This is a genomic window from Adlercreutzia shanghongiae (assembly GCF_035830635.1).
GTDB classification, from domain to species: domain Bacteria; phylum Actinomycetota; class Coriobacteriia; order Coriobacteriales; family Eggerthellaceae; genus Adlercreutzia; species Adlercreutzia shanghongiae.
In genome coordinates this window covers 48,069-67,433 of sequence record NZ_JAYMFI010000030.1, presented here as the reverse complement: position 1 = coordinate 67,433, position 19,365 = coordinate 48,069, and the positions used below count along the sequence as shown (strand labels likewise).

At 62.9% G+C, this 19,365-nt stretch carries 15 protein-coding genes; 4 read left to right on the top strand and 11 right to left on the bottom strand.

What is annotated here, in order from left to right; all coding sequences use genetic code 11:
• Window positions 1-108: 108 nt before the first annotated feature.
• Window positions 109-1,332: an arginine deiminase gene (gene arcA, locus VJ923_RS11255; RefSeq protein ID WP_326441523.1), complete on the bottom strand. Its 1,224-nt coding sequence runs from the start codon at window positions 1,330-1,332 to the stop codon at window positions 109-111.
• Between the two features lie 742 nt (window positions 1,333-2,074).
• Between arcA and VJ923_RS11250 the strand changes: the two genes are divergently transcribed.
• Entirely contained in the window at window positions 2,075-3,712 is a 1,638-nt protein-coding gene (locus tag VJ923_RS11250) for an amidohydrolase (RefSeq protein ID WP_326441521.1), read from the top strand.
• Window positions 3,713-3,787: 75 nt separating this feature from the next.
• Here VJ923_RS11250 and mazG read toward each other — a convergent pair whose 3' ends face one another.
• Window positions 3,788-4,663, bottom strand: a complete 876-nt coding sequence (gene mazG, locus VJ923_RS11245) for a nucleoside triphosphate pyrophosphohydrolase (protein ID WP_326441519.1) — start codon at window positions 4,661-4,663, stop codon at window positions 3,788-3,790.
• Between the two features lie 341 nt (window positions 4,664-5,004).
• Here mazG and mihF point away from each other — a divergent pair, with 341 nt between their 5' ends.
• From mihF to VJ923_RS11230, 3 genes are all read left to right on the top strand, one after another.
• On the top strand, window positions 5,005-5,313 hold the full coding sequence (gene mihF, locus VJ923_RS11240) for an integration host factor, actinobacterial type (protein WP_326441517.1): 309 nt from the start codon (window positions 5,005-5,007) through the stop codon (window positions 5,311-5,313).
• 285 nt (window positions 5,314-5,598) lie between these two features.
• Window positions 5,599-6,573, top strand: a complete 975-nt coding sequence (locus VJ923_RS11235) for a TrmH family RNA methyltransferase (RefSeq protein WP_326441515.1) — start codon at window positions 5,599-5,601, stop codon at window positions 6,571-6,573.
• A complete protein-coding gene (locus VJ923_RS11230; RefSeq protein ID WP_326441514.1) occupies window positions 6,570-7,322 on the top strand; it encodes a hypothetical protein in 753 nt (250 codons plus the stop codon). The genes VJ923_RS11235 and VJ923_RS11230 overlap by 4 nt, the downstream gene beginning before the upstream one ends.
• A gap of 94 nt (window positions 7,323-7,416) precedes the next feature.
• On the opposite strand, the gene htpG is transcribed toward VJ923_RS11230, so the two are convergent.
• From htpG to VJ923_RS11185, 9 genes are all read right to left on the bottom strand, one after another.
• Window positions 7,417-9,405, bottom strand: a complete 1,989-nt coding sequence (gene htpG, locus VJ923_RS11225) for a molecular chaperone HtpG (protein ID WP_326441512.1) — start codon at window positions 9,403-9,405, stop codon at window positions 7,417-7,419.
• Window positions 9,406-10,070: 665 nt separating this feature from the next.
• The gene (locus VJ923_RS11220; protein WP_326441510.1) at window positions 10,071-11,783 is read right to left on the bottom strand and encodes a helix-turn-helix transcriptional regulator; all 1,713 of its coding nucleotides are present in this window, start codon (window positions 11,781-11,783) and stop codon (window positions 10,071-10,073) included.
• A 175-nt stretch (window positions 11,784-11,958) separates the two neighbouring features.
• Window positions 11,959-12,828: a 4Fe-4S binding protein gene (locus tag VJ923_RS11215; RefSeq protein WP_326441509.1), complete on the bottom strand. Its 870-nt coding sequence runs from the start codon at window positions 12,826-12,828 to the stop codon at window positions 11,959-11,961.
• Between the two features lie 3 nt (window positions 12,829-12,831).
• The gene (locus VJ923_RS11210) at window positions 12,832-13,458 is read right to left on the bottom strand and encodes a 4Fe-4S dicluster domain-containing protein (protein ID WP_326441507.1); all 627 of its coding nucleotides are present in this window, start codon (window positions 13,456-13,458) and stop codon (window positions 12,832-12,834) included.
• Complete coding sequence (locus VJ923_RS11205) at window positions 13,458-14,234, bottom strand: TorD/DmsD family molecular chaperone (protein ID WP_326441505.1); 777 nt, start codon at window positions 14,232-14,234, stop codon at window positions 13,458-13,460. Before VJ923_RS11205 ends, VJ923_RS11210 begins: the two co-directional genes overlap by 1 nt.
• Window positions 14,235-14,300: 66 nt before the next feature.
• Window positions 14,301-15,113, bottom strand: a complete 813-nt coding sequence (locus VJ923_RS11200; RefSeq protein ID WP_326441504.1) for a DmsC/YnfH family molybdoenzyme membrane anchor subunit — start codon at window positions 15,111-15,113, stop codon at window positions 14,301-14,303.
• A 9-nt stretch (window positions 15,114-15,122) separates the two neighbouring features.
• The gene (locus VJ923_RS11195) at window positions 15,123-15,749 is read right to left on the bottom strand and encodes a 4Fe-4S dicluster domain-containing protein (RefSeq protein WP_326441502.1); all 627 of its coding nucleotides are present in this window, start codon (window positions 15,747-15,749) and stop codon (window positions 15,123-15,125) included.
• Complete coding sequence (locus VJ923_RS11190; protein WP_326441500.1) at window positions 15,739-18,450, bottom strand: molybdopterin-dependent oxidoreductase; 2,712 nt, start codon at window positions 18,448-18,450, stop codon at window positions 15,739-15,741. Before VJ923_RS11190 ends, VJ923_RS11195 begins: the two co-directional genes overlap by 11 nt.
• Window positions 18,451-18,515: 65 nt before the next feature.
• On the bottom strand, window positions 18,516-19,220 hold the full coding sequence (locus VJ923_RS11185) for a hypothetical protein (RefSeq protein ID WP_326441498.1): 705 nt from the start codon (window positions 19,218-19,220) through the stop codon (window positions 18,516-18,518).
• Window positions 19,221-19,365: the final 145 nt, after the last annotated feature.

The window sequence follows — 19,365 nt, the reverse complement described above, 5'->3', positions numbered from 1 at the left end:
GCGGGTCCCCGTTGCCGAGGATCCCGCGCCTCTTTTGCGGCCCAGCGCTGGCTGGCTAGACTGGGCCGGAAAAGACCGAAAGAGGATGCTCGCGAAGAGCAGATGGGCCTACAGGGCCTCGCGCCAAGCCGGCATGGACATGCAGCGCGGGCCGCCGCGGCCGCGGCTGAGCTCGGCGGACGGCATCTCCAGGCAGTTGATGCCCTCCCTGTACAGCACGTCGTTGGTGACGTTGTTGCGCTGGTACACGACGACCGTGCCGGGGCGCACGCACAGGGTGTTGGAGCCGTCGTTCCACTGCTCGCGCTCGGCCGCGATGCGGTCGCCGCCGCCGCAGGGGATGAGCTTAACGGCCTCGCCGACGTACTCGGAGAGCACCTTCTCCAGATCCTCGTTGCGCTCGCGGATCTTGGTGCCGCCCTTGCCGTCCGGGGTAATCTCGAAGACCGTCAGCGGCCCCATGATGCCGGGATGGATGGTGAACTTGTCGCGATCGATTTGGGTGAACACGGTGTCCAGGTGCATGAAGGCGCGGGAGGACGGAATATTGAAGGCCAAAATCGTGTCGATGGTGCTCGTCTCGTCGTTGAACACGTTGTGGGCGATATGGTCGATGGCATCGGGCTCGGTGCGCTGGGAGATGCCGATGGCCAGCACGTGCTCGTTGATGTTCAGGATGTCGCCGCCCTCGATGTGGAAGGTGTCGTTGCGATCGTAGTAGCGCGGAGTGCCGGCAAAATCGGGGTGATACTTGAAGATGTAGTCGCCGTAGATGGTCTCGCGGTTACGGGTGACCGAGTACATGCGGTTGATGGACACGCCGTTGCCGATGTTCGCGAACGGGTCGCGGGTGAAGTAGAGGTTCGGCATGGGAGCGCACACGAGCTTGCAGCGGTCGGACACCATATCGACCAGAAGGTGCGTATCCTTCTGGGGGAGCTCCTGCAGGTTGATGCCGGCCATGGTCTTCATGACCATGTCCTTGGTGCCCGCGTAGTTGGAGTTCATGTAGTCCTTGATGATCTGCTTGTAGGTCTCAGTGCGAATGCCGGCCTCGAAAATCCACTGATCGAGGAAGGTCTCGCGCAGCTCGGGGTTGGCGTCGATGACCTCAGCCATGAGGTCCTCCAGATAGACCACTTCCACGCCCTCGCCGCGAAGGATGTTCGCGAAGGCGTCGTGCTCTTCCTGGGCAACCGGGAGGAACGGGATGTCGTCGAAGAGGAGCTCCTCCAAAGTGTTGGGGGTGAGGTTCAGCAGCTCGTCGCCGGGGCGGTGAAGGATGACCTTCTTGAGGTTGCCGATTTCGCTCTTGACGTTGATACCTTGCATGTGACTCTCCAATCCGGCGACGCGAGCTCGCCATCATAGTTGAGAAGCTGCGGGCGGTACGCCCCCAGCCCATCGCGGTCGGCGCGATGGATGCACCCAATGTCGCAGAATCCGTATCGAGAGGAAGAGGTAAAGCGGTAGTAGTTGAGGGTTTAACTTGTAATTACAAACCCCCTACAACTCTTATACCCTACGTAAACGCCCCTTGAAACGTTACTGCCGCCCCAGGTCAAGTGCGCGACCCGAAGCTTTCTGCGTCGGATACCTTCCTTGCGCATCGACGGCGCGGCGCCTTTCGACTCCCCTTCAAATGTTGCGGCCGAGGCTGCCTTCCGTCGATGAATCCACGTTAACATCATTTTTGTTCACATGCAATAAAAAAGTTCCAATAGTTTAGTTATTCAATCAAACTTCACGAAAGAACAGGCTTTCTTGGCGCGCCGCAAGGGCTCGCGGAAATGAAAAGACGGCTTCGATTCGAAGTTTTACCAGGCGAGGGCATTCTTTTGAAGGAAATGCCCAAAACAGCATCCATTGTTGACAAAGGGGGCCACCTCCGTCAATACCCTTAGTGCGCACGACACGCCCATCTGCGCAACAGCTTTTATCCTGGCCATAGAGGCAAAATTCGTAGTGCAGATGAACAAATTTATTTCAAGGCGTATACTGCCCCTGAAGACAACGCCCTGCTCGTCCAAGGCCCACCACGGCATTTTGCCGATGCCGCCGAAAGGAGACCTCCATGGCCGACCTCGCCCCCGCCGATCTGATTCTTACGACCGAAGCCCTGTTCACAGGCACTGAAGACCATCCTTCGCCCGGCGCAGTGGCCATTTCGGGCGACCGCATTGCCTGGGCCGGACCCCGCGAGGCGCTACCCGAGGCGCTACGCGGGCCGAACACGGCCGAGACCGACTGGGGCAACGCGCTGGTGATGCCCGGCTTCCACGACGCCCATGTGCACTACTTCCATTCCGCTTTGTACTTGTCGCCTTTGGCCGAGCGCTTCGTGGGGGAAAGCGAGGCCGACGCCGTGGCCCGGCTCGCTCCCCTGGCGGCCCGCCGCCCTGCCGGCTCGTGGCTGCTCGCTCAAGGATGGCGCGACTATCTGTGGAACCCGCCGGCCATGCCTTCGCGAGACTCGCTGGACGCGGCCTACCCCGATCGCCCTGTGGCCATGTACTCGGGCGACGCCCACACTCTGTGGCTCAACAGCTGCGCCCTGGAGCGACTCGGCATCACCGAGGATTCCGTGCCTCCGGCTGGCGGTAGCTACGACAAGGACGCCGAGGGGCGCCTGACGGGCATCGTACGCGAGGCGGCGGCCATGGAGCTAATGCCCCGCATTGTGGACGAGTTCTCTACCGAAGAGCTGCTGGAGGCCTACCGCTCCTTCGCGCGTTACCTGAACGAGCATGGCGTCACCGGGGTGTGCGACGTGTCGCTCATGGCCATGCCCGGGCTCGATTTCGTGCGCGACGATTTGTTTGCCGCCCTCGATGAAGCCGGCGAGCTTACGGTGCGCATCTCCATGTTCCCGACGCTTCTGGCCGACCGCAGCCGCCTCGCGTCGCTGCAAGAGCGCCACACTGGGCCGCTGCTTCAGGCCCGCGGGTTCAAGCAGTTCTTCGACGGCGTCTCAAGCCAGCACACCGCCTGGGTGCACGACCCCTACACCAACGCCCGCTTCGAAGGCGATTGCGGCCGCCCCACCGTGGAGGCCTCGGCCATGGAAGAGCTCGTGGCTCCGGCGGCTGACGAGGGGCGGGCCGTGCGTGTTCACGCCATTGGAGATGAGGCCATCCACCGGTGCCTCGACATCTTCGAGCGGCACCCCGTCGCCGCGCCGGCCCGCCATAGCATCGAGCACTTGGAGAACTTCCAGCCCGACGACATCGAGCGTCTGGCCCACGCCGGAGTCATCGCCTCGGTGCAGCCCCGCCACATCACCTTGGATCCCGGCGGCCCGGAACGCGACCTGGGGCCGGAGCGCGTGCCTTACATGTGGCCCTTCCGCAGCCTCATCGACGCCGGCGCCACCCTCGCCTTCGGCACCGACTCGCCCGTGACCGACATCGATCCGGTGGATGCGGTGTACACCGCCGTTACGCGCCGCGACGCCGACAGCCACGAACCTGCCGACGGATGGCTGCCCGAAGAGCGCATCACCTTGGCCGAGGCCCTGTGCGCCTATACCGCCGGCAGTGCGGCGGCGGCCCAGCGCGCCGACGAGCTCGGCACGCTGGAAGCCGGCAAGTTCGCCGACATCGTCGTTTTAGATCCGAGCCCCTTCGCCCTGAGCGCCGACGATGTTCAGCAGGCGCAGGTGGCGGCCACCTATGTCGGTGGACGCCAGGTATACGCGCGAAAAGCACGCTAGCGCGATACGCGCAAGAGCCACCAAAAAGACGGGGCCTCCCGGCCCCGTCGTGCGCTACCTACCTGTGTGCAGCCCTTACCCCTCGAGCACCTTCGACATCGCCCAAAGCTCCTCAAGTTCGTCGGATGACAGGTCCTCGATGCGCCGGCCCTGGCCCGCAGCAGCCCCTTCCATAAAGGCCCAGCGGGTGCGAAACTTCATGCAGGTGGCGCGCAGGGCCTCTTCGGCCTGCACGCCCATTTTGCGGGCGACGTTCACCAGCGAGAACAGCACGTCGCCAAGCTCCAGCTCCACCGCAGCGGCCGCGCTGGCATCGGCCCCCGCGTCTATCTTGCCGTTGGAAGACTTCGGCGCGGCCGCATAGGCTTCCTTCAGCTCGGCAATCTCCTCATCCACCTTCTGCCACACGTCGTCGACGCTCTCCCATTCAAAGCCGGCCGATGCGGCTTTCCGCGAGATTTTCTGAGCCTGCTTGAGCGCCGGGAAACTGCGCGGCACTCCATCGAGCAGCCCCTGGGGCGCCTCCGATGCGGCATCGGCCTCCTCTTTCTCGGCCATCTTTATCTGGTCCCACACATCAAGCACCTCGTTGGCGTCGCCGGCGGCGACGTCGCCAAATACGTGGGGATGGCGGCGCACGATCTTCGCGTTGATGTCGCGGCACACCTCGTCGATGGTGAACTCGCCCTCGTCGGCGGCAATCTGCGACTGCAGCACCACCTGGAGCAGCACATCGCCCAACTCTTCGCGCATATGGGCCACATCGTCCGCCTCGATGGCGTCCACAGCCTCGTAGGCCTCTTCCACCATGTTGCCGGAAATGCTCTTGTGCGTCTGCTCCTTATCCCACGGGCAGCCATCGGGCGCACGCAAAGCCTCGATAGTGGCCACAAATTCGTCGAACGCCGGATGCTCAGCCACCTGCACCTCGGCTACTAGCTTATCGGTCATGCTCTCGCTTCCTTCCCTTCTGGTTTCTCGGCATTATAGCGCGCAAGCGGCTCGCCGAGTTGCTGCAGCTCCGCCTTTGCCGCCACTTAGCGCCGCTCACGTGGCGTCTTTTCATGATATCGAGGCCGTTTCGTCATTAAATCCCCACTTGGAGGACGCAAAACCGCTCTTTTTTCCGCAAAAACGCACCTTTGTCGAGAAAAGGGGTGCACAACCTGCGCTTTTCTATTATTATCGTCTACGCCAAAAGCGAGGGACGCTGCCATCGGGATCATCTGATGTCAGCGTCCTTCGAGTGAAAGCCCTGATAGCAGGGTACCGTCAAGAGAAAGAGAAAGAATATGCCCGCACCTACCATGACTCCCGAGCAGCGCGCCGCCGCCCTTGAGAAGGCCCGCATCGTCCGTGCCAAGCGCTCCGAGATCACCAACAAGCTCGCCATGGGTCTCACCACCCCGGCTGAGGTTCTCGACCAGATTGACGACCCGGTCATCGGCCGCATGAAGGTTAAGGCTTTCGTGAACGCTCTGCCTGGCTACGGCAAGGTGAAGACCGAAAAGCTCATGGAGGAGCTGGGCATTCCGGCCGAGCGCCGTCTGCAGGGCCTGGGCTCCAATCAGATGCAGTCCCTGAAGGCTGCCCTTTCCTAAGCTTCGACTAAAACAGCTTTCCAAATGCCCGTCTCCCCAAGGCGGGCATTTTTGTTTTGCCGCCCCCAAAGCGTTCTGCCAGTCAATCTGATACGCTTTATGCAGTTTGTGGCTTGGAAATCACGATTCTTTGACCTCTCGCGCACCATCGCAATTTCGCAGCAATACGCGACCTGGGGAAACATCGCCAAAAACGCGCAGTCGAGCCTCAGCAACGCGTCGGAAGGTCAAAGAATCGCACTTTTCAAGCCAGAAAATGCTTTCCGATTTCAGAAAGGCTCCCCTGTGCCCTATATATATGTAGACACCCTCGATGATCCACGGCTCGATGTTTTCGCACGGCTCACCGAGGCGCAGCTCCGCTGCAAGCTTGAGCCGGAACGGGCCGTGTTCATCGCCGAGTCAGGCAAGGTTATCGAGCGGGCCTTCGAAGGCGGCATGGAACCTCTGTCGCTGCTTATGGAAGAAAAGTGGCTGGATTCAATGGAGCCGCTCATCAGCGCGATGGAGAAAGGGCTGGGAGAGCGAGCAACCTCCTCCAACAAGAACCCGGGCGACGCTTCGGCTACAATCGAAAGCACTGGCGGCGAAGGGCTACCGGTATTCATCGCGCCTCACGATGAGCTTGAGCGCCTCACGGGCTTCGAGCTGACCCGCGGCGCGCTCGGCGCCTTCCGCCGTCCCGCCCTGCCGCCCGTGGCCGACGTCCTGCGCGACGCGCGCCTTGTGGCGGTGCTTGAGGACATCACGAACCACACCAACGTCGGGGCCATCTTCCGCAGCGCCGCCGCCCTGGGGGTAGATGCGGTGCTCGCAAGCCCCGCCTGCTACGACCCGCTCTACCGCCGGGCCGTGCGCGTGTCCATGGGCACGGTCTTCCAGGTGCCCTGGACTCGCATCGGCGACGAAAACGTGCCGAACCGCCCGGGCGAGGGAACCTGGAGCAAGCAGGGCATCGCCGAGCTGCACGAGTACGGCTTCGCCTGCGCCGCCATGGCGCTTTCCGACGATTCGGTGACCCCCGACGAGTTGAACGCGCTGCTCGCCGAACGCGAGGCAGCCACCGGCGCCCCGGCGAAGCTGGCGCTCCTGTTCGGCACCGAGGGCGACGGGCTCTCCCCTGCCACCATCGCCCGCTGCGACTATACCGTGCGCATACCCATGGCCCACGGCGTGGATTCCCTGAACGTGGCCGCCTCCAGCGCGGTAGCCTTCTACGCCTTCCGGCAACTGTCGCAATTGGGAAGGGAGGCGCGATGAGATCCTTCGGCTCCGGCCTTGCGGCCTCCACTCGGGATGACATGGGAAAAAAGGACGAGCCCGTCGCTCAGAACGGGGCGGAGGCAGGCAGTCCCGCGGGCATGACGGGCCAGCGGAAGATCCCTCGGAGCGTCAAGATCGTCACCTGGGTCGTGCGTGCGTGTTTCACCTTCGTGTTCGTCGTGAACGCGCAGTGTGCCCTTGGATTCGCACTTACCCCCGAAGCCTATATGGGCGCCTATGAACTGTCTGGCGTGCCAGGTCGCGTGGGGGTCCAAGGTATCGGCATTGCCTTCCTTATGTGGAACTGCACCTACCCCGCTTTCATCGCGGCTCCGCGACGCTTCACCGCTCTGGGCGTCGTCATCCTCGCCCAGCAAGTCGTCGGACTCATCGGCGAGTCGACCATCCGCGCCACCCTACCCGCCGACCACGACCTGCTCGCCTCGAGTATCGACCTCTTCATCGCCTTCGATGCCCTCGGCCTCTTTCTTATGGCTGCTTCGTTCGCGGCGCTGAAGATAACCGAGCGTCGGCAGCCCAGCGTCGGTAGCTCAGCGTCGGTAGCCCAGCCAACTTTTCCTCTCCCTTTTGCACGAAAAGCACGTTTGTTAGGCATTCGGAGCTTGCAAAACGACTGCAAGATGCTCGCGCCAGAACAAGACACCAGGTCGCGACAGCTCTCTCGGCTTCACATGAAGCGAACCGCCTCGCGCATGTGCAAACAAACGCGGTTTTTCTACAAATGAGAGAGAAAAACTTTGCCGAAGCGCTCCCCTCCCCATGGCGCAAGAAAGGGCCGCACAAAGCGACCCTTTCGAAAGAGAGGCGATTGAATCTTCGCTATTTCATGAGCTCGGCCACCGCTTGGGCGAAGGCGAGCGGGTTGTCAGGCATGATGCCTTCCACCAGCAGGGCCTGATCGAACAGGATGCCGGCGTAGGCACGCACCTTCTCGTCGTCGCCGGCCTCGTGGGCCTCCTTCAAGGTGGCGAATACCGGGTGCCGGTCGTTCATCTCAAGCACGATGTGGGCCTCGGGCACGTCCTCGGCGCCGGGCTGCATCTTCAGCATCTGAACCATCTGCAGCGACACGCCGCCCTCGGTCGTGAGTACCACAGGCGCGTCGGTCAGGCGGGTGGACACAACCACGCGCTCCACCTTGCCTTCAAGAGCCTCGCGCATAACGTCGAACAACTCGGCGTTCGATTCTGTGGCCTCCTCGGCCTGCTTCTTCTCTTCTTCGGTGGTCAGCCCCAAATCCTCGGAGCCCACGTTCTTGATTAAGTAGGGCTGCTTGTTATCGTCGTCGCCATCCACGGCATGCTCGCCGTAGGCGCCCATGGCCATCATGCAGAACTCGTCCACATCTTGATCGCACAGAAGCACATCGTAGCCCTTGGCCAGCACCGTGGTCACAAGCGGCATGTTCGCCAAACGGTCCAGCGAATCACCTGCGGCGAAGAAGATGGAGTCGGCGCCAGCCGGGGCGTCGGCCAGGTACTCGTCGAGCGTGATCATCTTCTTCTGCTTGGCCGAATAGAACAGCAGCAAATCGGCCAGGGTGTCCTTCGCCATGCCGTAGCTCTGGTAGATGCCGAACTTCAACGTGCGGCCGAACTGCTCGAAGAACTTCTCGTAGGCCGCACGATCATCGTCGCGCATATTCGCCAAATCGCCCTTAATCTTCTTCTCGAGACGACGGGCGATAGCGCGCAGCTGTCCGTTATGCTGCAGCGTCTCGCGGGAGATGTTCAGCGTAAGGTCAGAGGAGTCCACCACGCCGCGCACGAAGCCGAAGTAGTCGGGCAAAAGCTCCTCGCACTTGTCCATGATGAGCACATTGGCCGAGTACAGGGCGAGCCCGCGCTTGTAGTCCTTCGAGTACATGTCCCACGGCGCGCGGCTCGGCACGAACATGAGGGCGTCGTAGTTGAGCGAGCCCTCGGCGTGCACCGAGATGGTGCGGGCCGGATCTTCGAAGTCGTGGAAGTCGGTCTTGTAGAACTCGTTGTACTCTTCCTGGGAGACCTCGGACTTCTTGCGCTTCCAAATGGGGATCATGGAATTGATGGTCTCGACCTCGGTGTAGCTCTCCCACTGGGGCGCCGGGGCCTCCTCCCCTTCGGCCGCCTCGGGGGCCTCAACTTTGCGGCTCTTCGTGACCTCCATCTTGATGGGATAGCGCACGTAGTTGCTGTAGCGCTTGATGAGCTGGGTGAGCCCGTGCTCGCTGGCGAAGGTGCCGAAGGACTCCTCGGCGGTGTCGTCCTTCAGGTACACGACGACGTCGGTGCCGTGCTCGGCGCGTTCGGCCGGCTTGATGTCGTAGCCGTCGACGCCGTTGGACTCCCAGGCCCAGGCCTCGTCGGATCCGATGGCGCGGGAGACGACGCGCACTTTCTTGCCCACCATGAAGGCGGAGTAGAAGCCCACGCCGAACTGGCCGATGATGTCCACGTCGGTGAGGTCGTCGAGGCCCTTCGCCTCGCCGGGCTCGCTTTCAGCAGCGGCCTCGGCCTGGGCGGCCTTGAACTCGAAGGAGTCGGAGTGGGCGATGGTGCCGAGGTTCTTGTCCAACTCGTCTTTGGTCATGCCGATGCCGTTGTCGGAGACGGCGACGGTGCGCTCATCGGAAGAAAAGCCCACAGTGATGGCCAAATCGTCGCGGCCCACGGCAACGTCCGGATCGGTAAGGCTACGGAAGTACAGCTTGTCCACCGCGTCCGATGCGTTCGAGATGAGTTCGCGCAGGAAGATCTCGCGGTTGGTGTAGATGGAGTTGATCATGAGGTCGAGCAATTTCTTGCTCTCGGTCTTGAACTTTCTCATGGACGGTAAACCTTCTTTCATACGGTCGGAAGACGCATACCGCTTCAGTGTAGGCCGCACGCAGGCAGTATCTCGCGGATGCAATCGGGCTGTACGGCAGTCGTTGACCTGCGGCGACAGAGGCGTTAGCAGTCTCCCTTATCGAGTGCTAACAGCACATTGTACGCAGAAGGAAACCTAAGTCAATACCTATCAAGTTTTCCCTATGGTTGGCCAAGGGCAACGCGAAACTTCGTCTTCCCCTGCAGCCGGGCCACCAAGTCCTCGGGCGACGGGAGTATGTCAGCGTAAGCCGCAGGCAGTTCATCGCCCAGACGGCACTCACTCACGCCAATGGGCGCATGCGTTGCCCAAAGAGAATACTCCGCCACCATGCTAGATACTCACGCGTATTTGCCGGCACAACTCCCCTCTCCGTCCTAAAGCTGAACCTCGCCTTAGTCGAGGCCGCGCTCTTCGCGCATGATGTTAAGCCACGCATCCGGGGACACCGCCGGATGCGTTGACCGCGCGAACCCCTTGGCGTCGCGGGTGATGAGATGGTCGGCCCCCTCCCTCTCGACAGCAAGGGCACTCAGACAATCCTCGAAGTCATCCCAGCCGAGACGTGCCGCCCTCTCAAGGGAGGCGCCAGGGTCAAATCACTAGCCTGCAAGACCCAGCGCCTAGCGCTCGCGGTCGATGAGATCGAGGAGCTCCTGACGGGAGTGGACGTCGGTTTTCACGTAGATATGACGGATATGAGATTTTGCGGTATTGAAGGAGATGGTGAGACTCTGGGCGATGTAGTCGATGGAGCGGCCGCGCACCAGAAGATCAAACACTTCGCGTTCCCGGGGCGAGAGCTCGTAGCGCTCGGCCACCGCATCGCAGCGCATCCGATAGGGACCGGGACGCCGCTCCCCCATCGCAGCATCTCCCGAGCTGTCACCGACAAGGGAGGCGCCAGCCTCCCCCATCTTGCTGGACCTATCCATTTCGCCGATTTCGCCGCAGCCGACTCCGCCATCCAAGGAGACCTCGCCGTCAACCGCCACGTTCCTGCGATCCTCGGCGCCTTGCCGGCCGGCGAACGCCGCCTCCCCTGCCGACTTCGCACCTTGCGCCGGCATCCCCGCGGCATCGCCGAGAATTTGCTCCCCCGGACGCAGCGCGTCGCCGATCAGACGGTCGTTCAGCACCAGCATCGATACCACCAGAAGTGCGAAGACCATGGCAACCGAGATAACCTCGAGCGACAAGCTGCCGCCACCCTGAGTCCGCACGATCCCCAGACCGCCAAGCCATCCGAAGGTCGTTCCCAATGCTGACGCCCCACGCCCCAGTCCGAACACTAGAATTGGAGAAAGGCGCGACGAGTAGGCAACGTAGGCCAACAGGCACCAGATTACCAGCATGAAGCAGTTGTAGGCCACGGTGACGAACTGACTGCCGAAGCCCGTTCCGCCCACAAGCGGCGTAACAAGGATGCCAGCCGCCACAGCGATGATGATAGGATAGTACAGGCGGCTCACATCGAACTGCCGGCGCAGCAGCCCTATGACGGCGAACAGCACCGCAGCCACCACCGCCGTGCTGAAGATGATGAGCGCGCCATCGTCGTTGAGCGAGCTGATGGAGGAATGGGGCACCGAAAACCCGCGGGATACCCCCACCACCGTAGAGAAAACCACCACGGCCACCAGCAGTCGCACGAAAAATTCCCGCATCGATGAAGGCCCTTCGGGGCGCGGCGCCTCATCTTCGGACGACCACTCGGGATTGGTAAGCGTAGAGGCCACGGCCAGGACCGGGAGAAGGGCCGTGAACACCATGCCCACCGGATCGGGCAGGCCCACGGCCATGAAGTAGATCATGGCGGCAAATACGAAGGAGGCCGCCGTGTACATAGCCGCCTCGCGTGCCGGCACCTTCGAATACACGACGCCGAACCTCAGCACGACAACCGACGTCCCCACGCCAGTCAGCGCGGCACTCGCGATGAGGAACAGGTTCGCATCGGCTCCCAGACTCGACGATGCGTAGGTGCCCACGGTGGCCAGACCCACCACTGTCGCTGCCGCGATAAGAAACCCGTTGCTGCCCATGAGCCGCCGCGTAAACGCACGCACCAAAGACAGCAGCACCAAAGCGATACCTAAGGCGAGCGTCGAAACCAGATAGGTAAGGGAGATGGTATCGGGAGGCAAATCGTAGGCAGCCGAGGGAAAGACGAGCACGTTGCTGTTGTAGGACACCCAAATCCAGGCGTAGTAAAAGCCGAAGCCCACCAACTTAAAGGCGGGCCACTGCTCTTCTATGGTCATGCCGAGACGCGTCGGCGCCAACTCGCTGTTGGACGCGAAAGCCTCTTGATTGTCGCCGAACCGCTTGCGCATGCGCTCCCCCCATGATTGACGGTCCACGCTCCGCATGGCCGCATTCTCAGCTGAACGGGTGCCAACGCCCCGTTCGCCCCACGGCCCATATTGTATACCCTCAGCTATCGGCACAAGCCTTCCCCCTGTTCGAATTCCCATGGCGACAAAGCTCGTCGCCCGTTGTAGCGACGCTCTAGCGCTCGACGATAGCAACCGCATCCTCGGCGCAGCCGATGGACGGCGCGACGGACGGTTCGGGCTTCCCCGCCCGCCTGAGGAACGGGAAGCTGATGGCGTGCGCGGGGCAGACATCCTTGCACTCGCCGCACTTCGTGCACTCGGCCAGGGAAACTGATTGCTCGGGATGGTGAAGATCGATCCCCTCGGGGCACACATCGGCGCAGCGCGAGCAGCTACCCCCTGAGCACTGCAGACAGGACTCGGGAGCCACCTTTGGCCGAAACGTGCGATTCAGCCGCGACATAAGCCCGAGCAGAGCGCCGAGCGGGCAAAAGCGATGGCACCATTTTCGCAGAAGCACGATCTCCAGCACGAGAATGACGGGGAACACTACCAGCGACAGCGTGGCCTCGCTGAACTGGAACAGGCGCCAAAGCGCGATGAACGTGGCGACCGACAGACCAACAGGACAAATCAGGCAGAACACCGGGAAGCCAAAGGCGGCCGTGGTGAGCACCGTGGCTCCCAACACCCAGTTGCGCGAGTCGTTGGCCCCGTCACGCTCGGCCAACGTCGGCTTGTCGGCCTTCCGCTCCTTGATACCGAACACACGGCGCAGAAGCGGCACGGGGCAGCCCCAGGCGCAGAAAGCTCGGCCCGCCAGGGCCACCAAGGCCACGACAATGGCCAAGCCAATCAGCAGCGGCGGCACAATGGTGCGCGAGGCGATGGCCGCCTCGATGCCGCCCAGCGGACAGATGGCAGCGATATCGCCGATGCCCCACGCCGAGGGCGTGCCGGTACCCGTATGCACGGCCAGCCCGACGCCGACCAGACCCAGCACGCCAACGGCAGCCAGGGTTCGCTTCGTCTTCAACTTCATGGGCTATACCCCCATCTCGCTGCCGTCTTCAACCACCGTGCTCCCGAGGCGCTCAGCGGTCTTCGGAGGCACCACTACGATGCCCCGTCGCGTGCCGCCAGCAAAGGTGCCGTACACCAGCGCCGTACACTCGAACTCGCACTGGCCGCAGCCGTTGCACAGCTCGGCATCTACCACCGGATGGCCGTCGACAAAGGTCAGCGCCTCGAAGGCGCAGGAGTCCTCGCACACGGTGCATCCCTGGAAATAGGACAGGCAGCGGTCCTTCTGCACCACCGCCACGCCCAGCTTCTCAATCGATTCATCGAAGGGCCGCAGGGCGCCGGTAGGGCACACCTCGATGCACTTGTCGCAGAAATCGCAGTAGCCCTTGTGAAAATCGAGCACCGGGGTGCGTGCCCGCAGAAAGCCATCGCCCACCGAGGCGAGAGCCACCGCGCCGGTGGGGCACGCGCTGCGACAACGATCGCATTTGAGGCACGCGGCGGCAAGGGCGCGCTCGTCTTGGCCGCCCGGAGGACGCAGGAGCTCGGTCTCTCCGGCGAAAGCCACTCCGGCCCCGCCCACGCCCACGCCTACCGCGCAAATGGCAGCCAAGCCGACAAAGCCGCGGCGCGTCAGCGCGGCCATTACGCCACCGCGCCTTCTGCTGCCAGAGTGCCCGTATCGTCAACATCCCAGGCAGGACGAATCTCGGCCACCTCATCGCCCAAGGAAAGCACCGGGGCCACCTCGTCGAAGAACGCCGCCTCGGATTCCACGTAACCGCGGGTCATGCGCGCAACTCCGCGATAGAAATCTGTCTCGGCGAACTCGTCCACCGCATCGCACAGGGCAGAAAGCCAGTTCTGCTGATGACGGGCGAAGAAGCTGCGCGCCAGGGCCATCGTCTCGGCGAGGACTGCCTTATCGCCCCCATCAAGGGCCTCGTTTGCGCGCTCGGCCAGCGCGGCGACGAATTGCAGCTCGAAACCGAGGTGGTCTTCGGGGGTTGTGTTGTCGGCGGGCAAATCGAGACCGGCACGACGGTAGTAGGTCACCGCGCCATCGCGGGCATCCTGCATGAGGATGCGCTCTTCGCTGGTAAACACCGACTCGTAGGGCGGCGCCAGAATGCGGTCGTAGCTGCCGGCGCCGAGAAACACGCGGGCGTAATCGACGGCCAGCTCCTGGCGGGTGCCGCCATGGCGATGGCGGAGGTATTCCTTAATCGTGCTCAGCCCCTCGTCGATGGCCGTGCCGTCGCCAGCGACATCGATATGGGCGAAGGCCTCGATCTGCTCGTCAGTGAGCTCGTACAGATACAGGCTGGCAAGAAACCGGCAGAAGGCGGCCCGGACCTCGTTGGCCTCGCGCATCTCCTGCGCCTCGGCCCCAGTGAGGGCGATACGGTTGGTCTGATCCATAAGACAACTCCTTGAAGAGGGGCCGCCCGGCCGGAAGGGGAAGCCGGGCGGCGGAAAACGGTGAAACTAGATGCTCACACCGAACAGCGACATCAAAGCGATGGACGCGGTCCACATGAGCACGCGATAGGCGACCGACCCGATGAACGCGCCGACCACAGCCACGATGGCCAGGGAAAGCGCCCCATCGGTCTTCTTCATGCCGACGACGCCGCAGGCCAGGGGCACCACGCCCCCGCAGATGACGACTCCGACCCAGAACAGGATTGCGGAATCACCGCCCACGATGCCGGCCATAAGGCCGTAGGCAAGAGAGGTCACCAGAGCTACAGCGGCACCGACAAGCGTCTCGGTGGCCGCGAAGGACAAGGCAGCGGCCTCCTCCTTGAGCACAGCGCACAGCAGGTACCACAGGGCCGTGCCCGCAGCGAGCGCCGTGCCGAGATAACCCAGCGGCAGCGCAATGGTGTTCCAAGCCAGCTGCGAGGACATCATGTAGGAGGAGCCGCAGGCGTAGCTGAAGATGGCGGCCATGGCCACAGCGGCAATGCCCAAGCCCTTGAGCACGCCCTCCGAGGCGTTGCGCTTGTACAGCACGAGGAATACGGCGGCCACTACCACATCGATGCCGAGGAGCAGCGCCTCCAGGAAGATGCCCGGCGCCGGGTGAGCCAGCACGGCCATGATGCGGTCGACGTGGGACAGATGGGTCGCCGAGGCGATGCCGCCCACGACGATGAGGACGATGCCCACGATGACCGCCGGCACAACCGTCTTTTTGGCCAGGCCCTTAAAGGCATCGAGACCGGCGCAGGCGACAAGCCACGCCCCCGCCCCGGACAGAGCGGTGAACAAAACAAGGGACCATTGAATTTCCATGGGGGCTCCTTACTCGGCCACCGGATAGGCGGCGGTGTGCGGATGGTCGGTCGGCGTGACGCGATCCTGCCACTGGCCGATCATGCTGGTCATGATGTAGCGGGTCGCCGGCGCATTGCCCACGTCCTGCAGCGTGTGGATGTCTCCCTCGGCGTACTTGGCCAGCTCTTTGGACGCATCGGAATTGGGGTCGTCCAAATCACCGTAGAAGCGGGCGCCGGCCGCGCAGCTCTTCACGCAGGCGGGAAGCTTTCCCTGGGAGGTGAGGTGTCCGCACAGCGTGCATTTCTCGGCGCACTTCTCGGCCACATTCCACGAGCGTACGCCGTAGGGGCAGGCCATCATGCAGTACTTGCAGCCGATGCACTTCTCCTTGTCCACCAGCACAACGCCGTTCTCGTCGCGATAGCTGGCACCGGTAGGGCACACCGAGACACAGGGGGCGTTCTCGCACTGCTGGCACATGGTGGGCAGCGCGTAGCGGGTCATGTCGGGGTACTCCCCCACCGGGCCCACGGTGAACACCTTCGACCAGCGCTCGCCCAAGGCCACGCCGTTTTCCATCTTGCAAGCCACTTCGCACCCGAAGCATCCGGTGCAGCGGTCCAGGTTCACAACAATGCAATTACGCGCCATAGTCAAACACATCCTCGGTCTTCTCGCTGGGAGCGGGCATCCAGGGCTGGAACTGCTCGGGCTCGATCCACACGCTCTTCAGGATCTCGTCGTCGCTGGGGCTTACCTTCACCTGGAAGCCGCGCAGGGTGTAGGTGCCGTACTCGGGGTTGTAGGGCGGGTCGTTCTTGGTGAGCACGTTGATATTCATCACCTTGTAGGCCTGGGCCGGATCATCGGAATCCAAAAGCTCGGGGGCCCAGAAGCGCTCCTGGTACACAACGCCCTTGGCGATGGCGGTAGTGACGCGGGCCTTGCCGTGGGTCTTGCCGCGGCGGCTCTCGATGTTCACCCACTGGCCGTCGGCGATGCCGTACTTCTCGGCGTCCTCGGGATGGATCCACATCTCGGGCACGGGGTAGATCTCGCGCAGGTAGGGGATGTTGCGCAGGGTGCCGTGGTGATACATGGGCAGACGGCCCTCGGTGAGCACGAGCGGATACTCGGTATCGGTCAGGGGCGACTCGGCCGGCTCCACGTAGTAGCACAACGGCTCGTAGTCGGCGCTGGCCGGCGGAAGCACGAGCGGCTTCTCCTCGGCGCACTGGGACCAGGGAGCGCCCGTGCGGCCCAGGATGATATTGGACTCGCAGTACACTTCCAGCTTCTTGGAGGGGGTGCCGAAGCCCTTGGGCTTGCCGGGGTTCTCCTCGTCATCCGCCAGGTAGGTCTGATAGGTGCGGTACTCCTCAGGCGTGGCCCACTCGATAACGCCCTTCTCGCAGGCCTCGTCCCAGCTCATCTCCAGCTTGTTCAGGTGCTGCAGCTGCTTCTCGTACTCGTTCTTGTAGAACGGGGTGGTCATGCAGGCCTCTTCGTCGAAGGCCTTGGGGCAGTGCTCGTTGCCCAGCTCGGCGCACTTCTGAACGATCTGGGTCCAGATGATGCCCTCTTCCACGGTCTCGAACAGGTGGGTGACCGCCTGGCGCATGACGATGGTGTTCAGCTGCGGGATGGTAAGGTTCGTCTCGAGCCACTCGGTGGTGGGCAGAAGCAGGTCGGCGCAGAGCACCGAGAACGCGGTCGGGTACATGAAGCACTGCACCACGTAGTCGAGGTTCGGCACGATCTCATCGAGACAGGACGAGTTGCCGAGCACCACGTGCTTGTTGCCGGAGCGCTCGATCCACATGTGAATCTGATAGGGGTCGCCGTCCTTCATGGCCTGGAACACTGAAGGGATGTGCGCCATGTCCCAGCACAGAATGCCCTTGTGCTCGATGGTGCCGCAGCGCTTCATGACCTTTTCCTTGGAGAGCAGGCGCGGCGTGTTGCCCAGCTGGTCCTTGCAGGGGGCCGGGGCGAACTTCTGCAGCATGGTGCCGGGCTTCTCCACGTTGCCCATGAGGAACTCGAGGTTCAAAGCGCCCAGAGCGCACTGCTGGGACTGCACGTACTGGTCGATGCACACGCCCTGCATGATGCCGGACTGGCCGTTGGGGTCGGTGTAAATCTCCAGAGCGCGCTCGATCTGCACGGGATCGAGCCAGCAAACCTCGGCGCCCTTCTCGAGGGTCCACTCCTCGCAGGATTCCTTCAGGAGCTGGCCGCCCGTGGAGCACTGCATGCCGTTGACCTCGTAGGTGCCGAACAGCGCGGGTGAGAGCCCCTCGTTCATGGGGAACTCCACGACCACCGGGGCGTTCTTCTCCGGATCCCACACGACGTAGTCGGCGTCGGTGCCGGGAAGGCCAGCCTCGGTCGCCTTCAGAGTAAGGCGCGTCTCGGGGTTGATGAGATAGGGCATGTTCGTCCAGGTACGGCAGAACTCCTCGTCGAACTTCTCATTGTCGAGAATCCACTTCGTCCAGGTGAGCAGCAGGGCCGCGTCGGTACCGGGCCGGATGGGCAGCCACACCTCGGCCTTGGCGGCGTCCAGAGTGTAGCGAGGGTCGATGACCACGGTGCGCAGGCCCTCGGGACGGTTGCGCAGCTCGGCCAGGGCACGACCGCCGGTGGCCACCGAAGAGTTCGACGGATCGGTTCCCCACAGCACGAGCGAGGTCACCGGGCTGTCGGTGTAGTAGTAGTCCCAGCCGTTGGAGTCGGAGAACGACAGGTTGTTGGGCTTGCCGGCGCCGTAGGCCAGAAGAGAGGCGCCCATACGGGGAAGATAGCACTGCGAGCAGCCCGGCTCCCACACGTTGGGGGTGTTGATGGCCTCGCCGAAGCGCTTCACGTTCGAGAAGTGCGGGTTGCCGCCACCGCCCGTAGAAACGGAGATGGCCTCGGAGCCGTACTTGTCGGACACCTCGTTGATCTTGGTCGCCACCTCGGTGAGCGCCTCTTCCCAGGAGATGCGCTCCCACTGGTTGGTGCCGCGCTCGCCTACGCGGCGCATGGGGTACTTGTTACGGTTCGGATGATACAGCGCCTGAATGCCCGCCAGGCCCTTGGCGCATACGCCGCCCTGAGACATAGGGCTTTCCGGGTTGCCCTCGATCTTCACGACGCGGCCGTCGCGTACGTGGGCCAGCACCGCGCAGCTGGCAATGCAGGCACGGCACGACGTCTTGACGATTTTCACATCGGACGCCTCATCGGCATGGGCCGGATCGACCGCCGTGAGGCTGTCAGCCGCACTGATGCCCAGCGCCGTCACCGCTCCCATGGCCGCCGTGGATTTCAGGAATCCTCGACGCGTCATAGTGGCTCGACTCATAAGCCTTCTCCTTCTTTCCTCTCGATTAGCTTGTATGTCCCTGGAACAGCAAGCAAACCTGCGCGCTAGGCCAGCAGTGCGCGCATGCGCCGGCCTGCTTCGGTGGTTCGCCACACACCGTTCCATGAGATACCGTCTACGGTCTCCAGCTTGGAGATGAAATATCCGGGATAGATTTGCTTGGGATTAAACAGGGCCTCGTGATCGGCGAGGGCCGTCTCGATGGCGCTTTTGGAAGCACCCTTCTCGCACAGGGCCAGCACGGCGTCGTAGGCGCTGCGATACAGCACGGGCTCGCCGGCAATCAGCTCGGCGAAGCGCTTGGTGGGCTCGAATTCGTCCAACGCGCTGCGGCCGAGGTCGGTAGTGTGCAGCAGATAGTCCACGGGCTGGTCGGGAAGCTCAGTCGAATCGGCGTCCTCGGCCGGGATGGCGAGCCCCGTTGCATCGTCGGCAGAACAGGCAGCCGCCTCTTCGGGCACTTCGATAGATTCCACGGCGCCGCACTTTATAAGAATGCCGTAGAGGGCATGGGGGCCCTGCATTGTAAGGCCCATGGCCTCGGAATCGGCAACGGCCGCCTCAGCCTCGCGGAACGGACGCTCTTCGAGGGTCTCGCGCAGACAGGCGAGCAATGCCAGGGTGTTAGCGCGGTTGGCCAGCAGCGCCTTGCGCACGTCTTCGTAGACTGGCGCGGCTTCTTCTTGCGTCTGGTCGACCTCAGCAATCTCGTTGTGGGAGGCGGTTTCGTTCAGCAGTTCCGTTTCCATCAGGCTCTCTCCTCGCTCGTCTTGCGATAAGAGCACTGTACGAGCGCGCGGAGCGTCGCGAAACGCCCGCAATTGATGAATTAGAGCCGTGGGATTGGTGAAAAGAGCACGGGTCACCCCCTCACCAACCATGGGTGATTAGCTC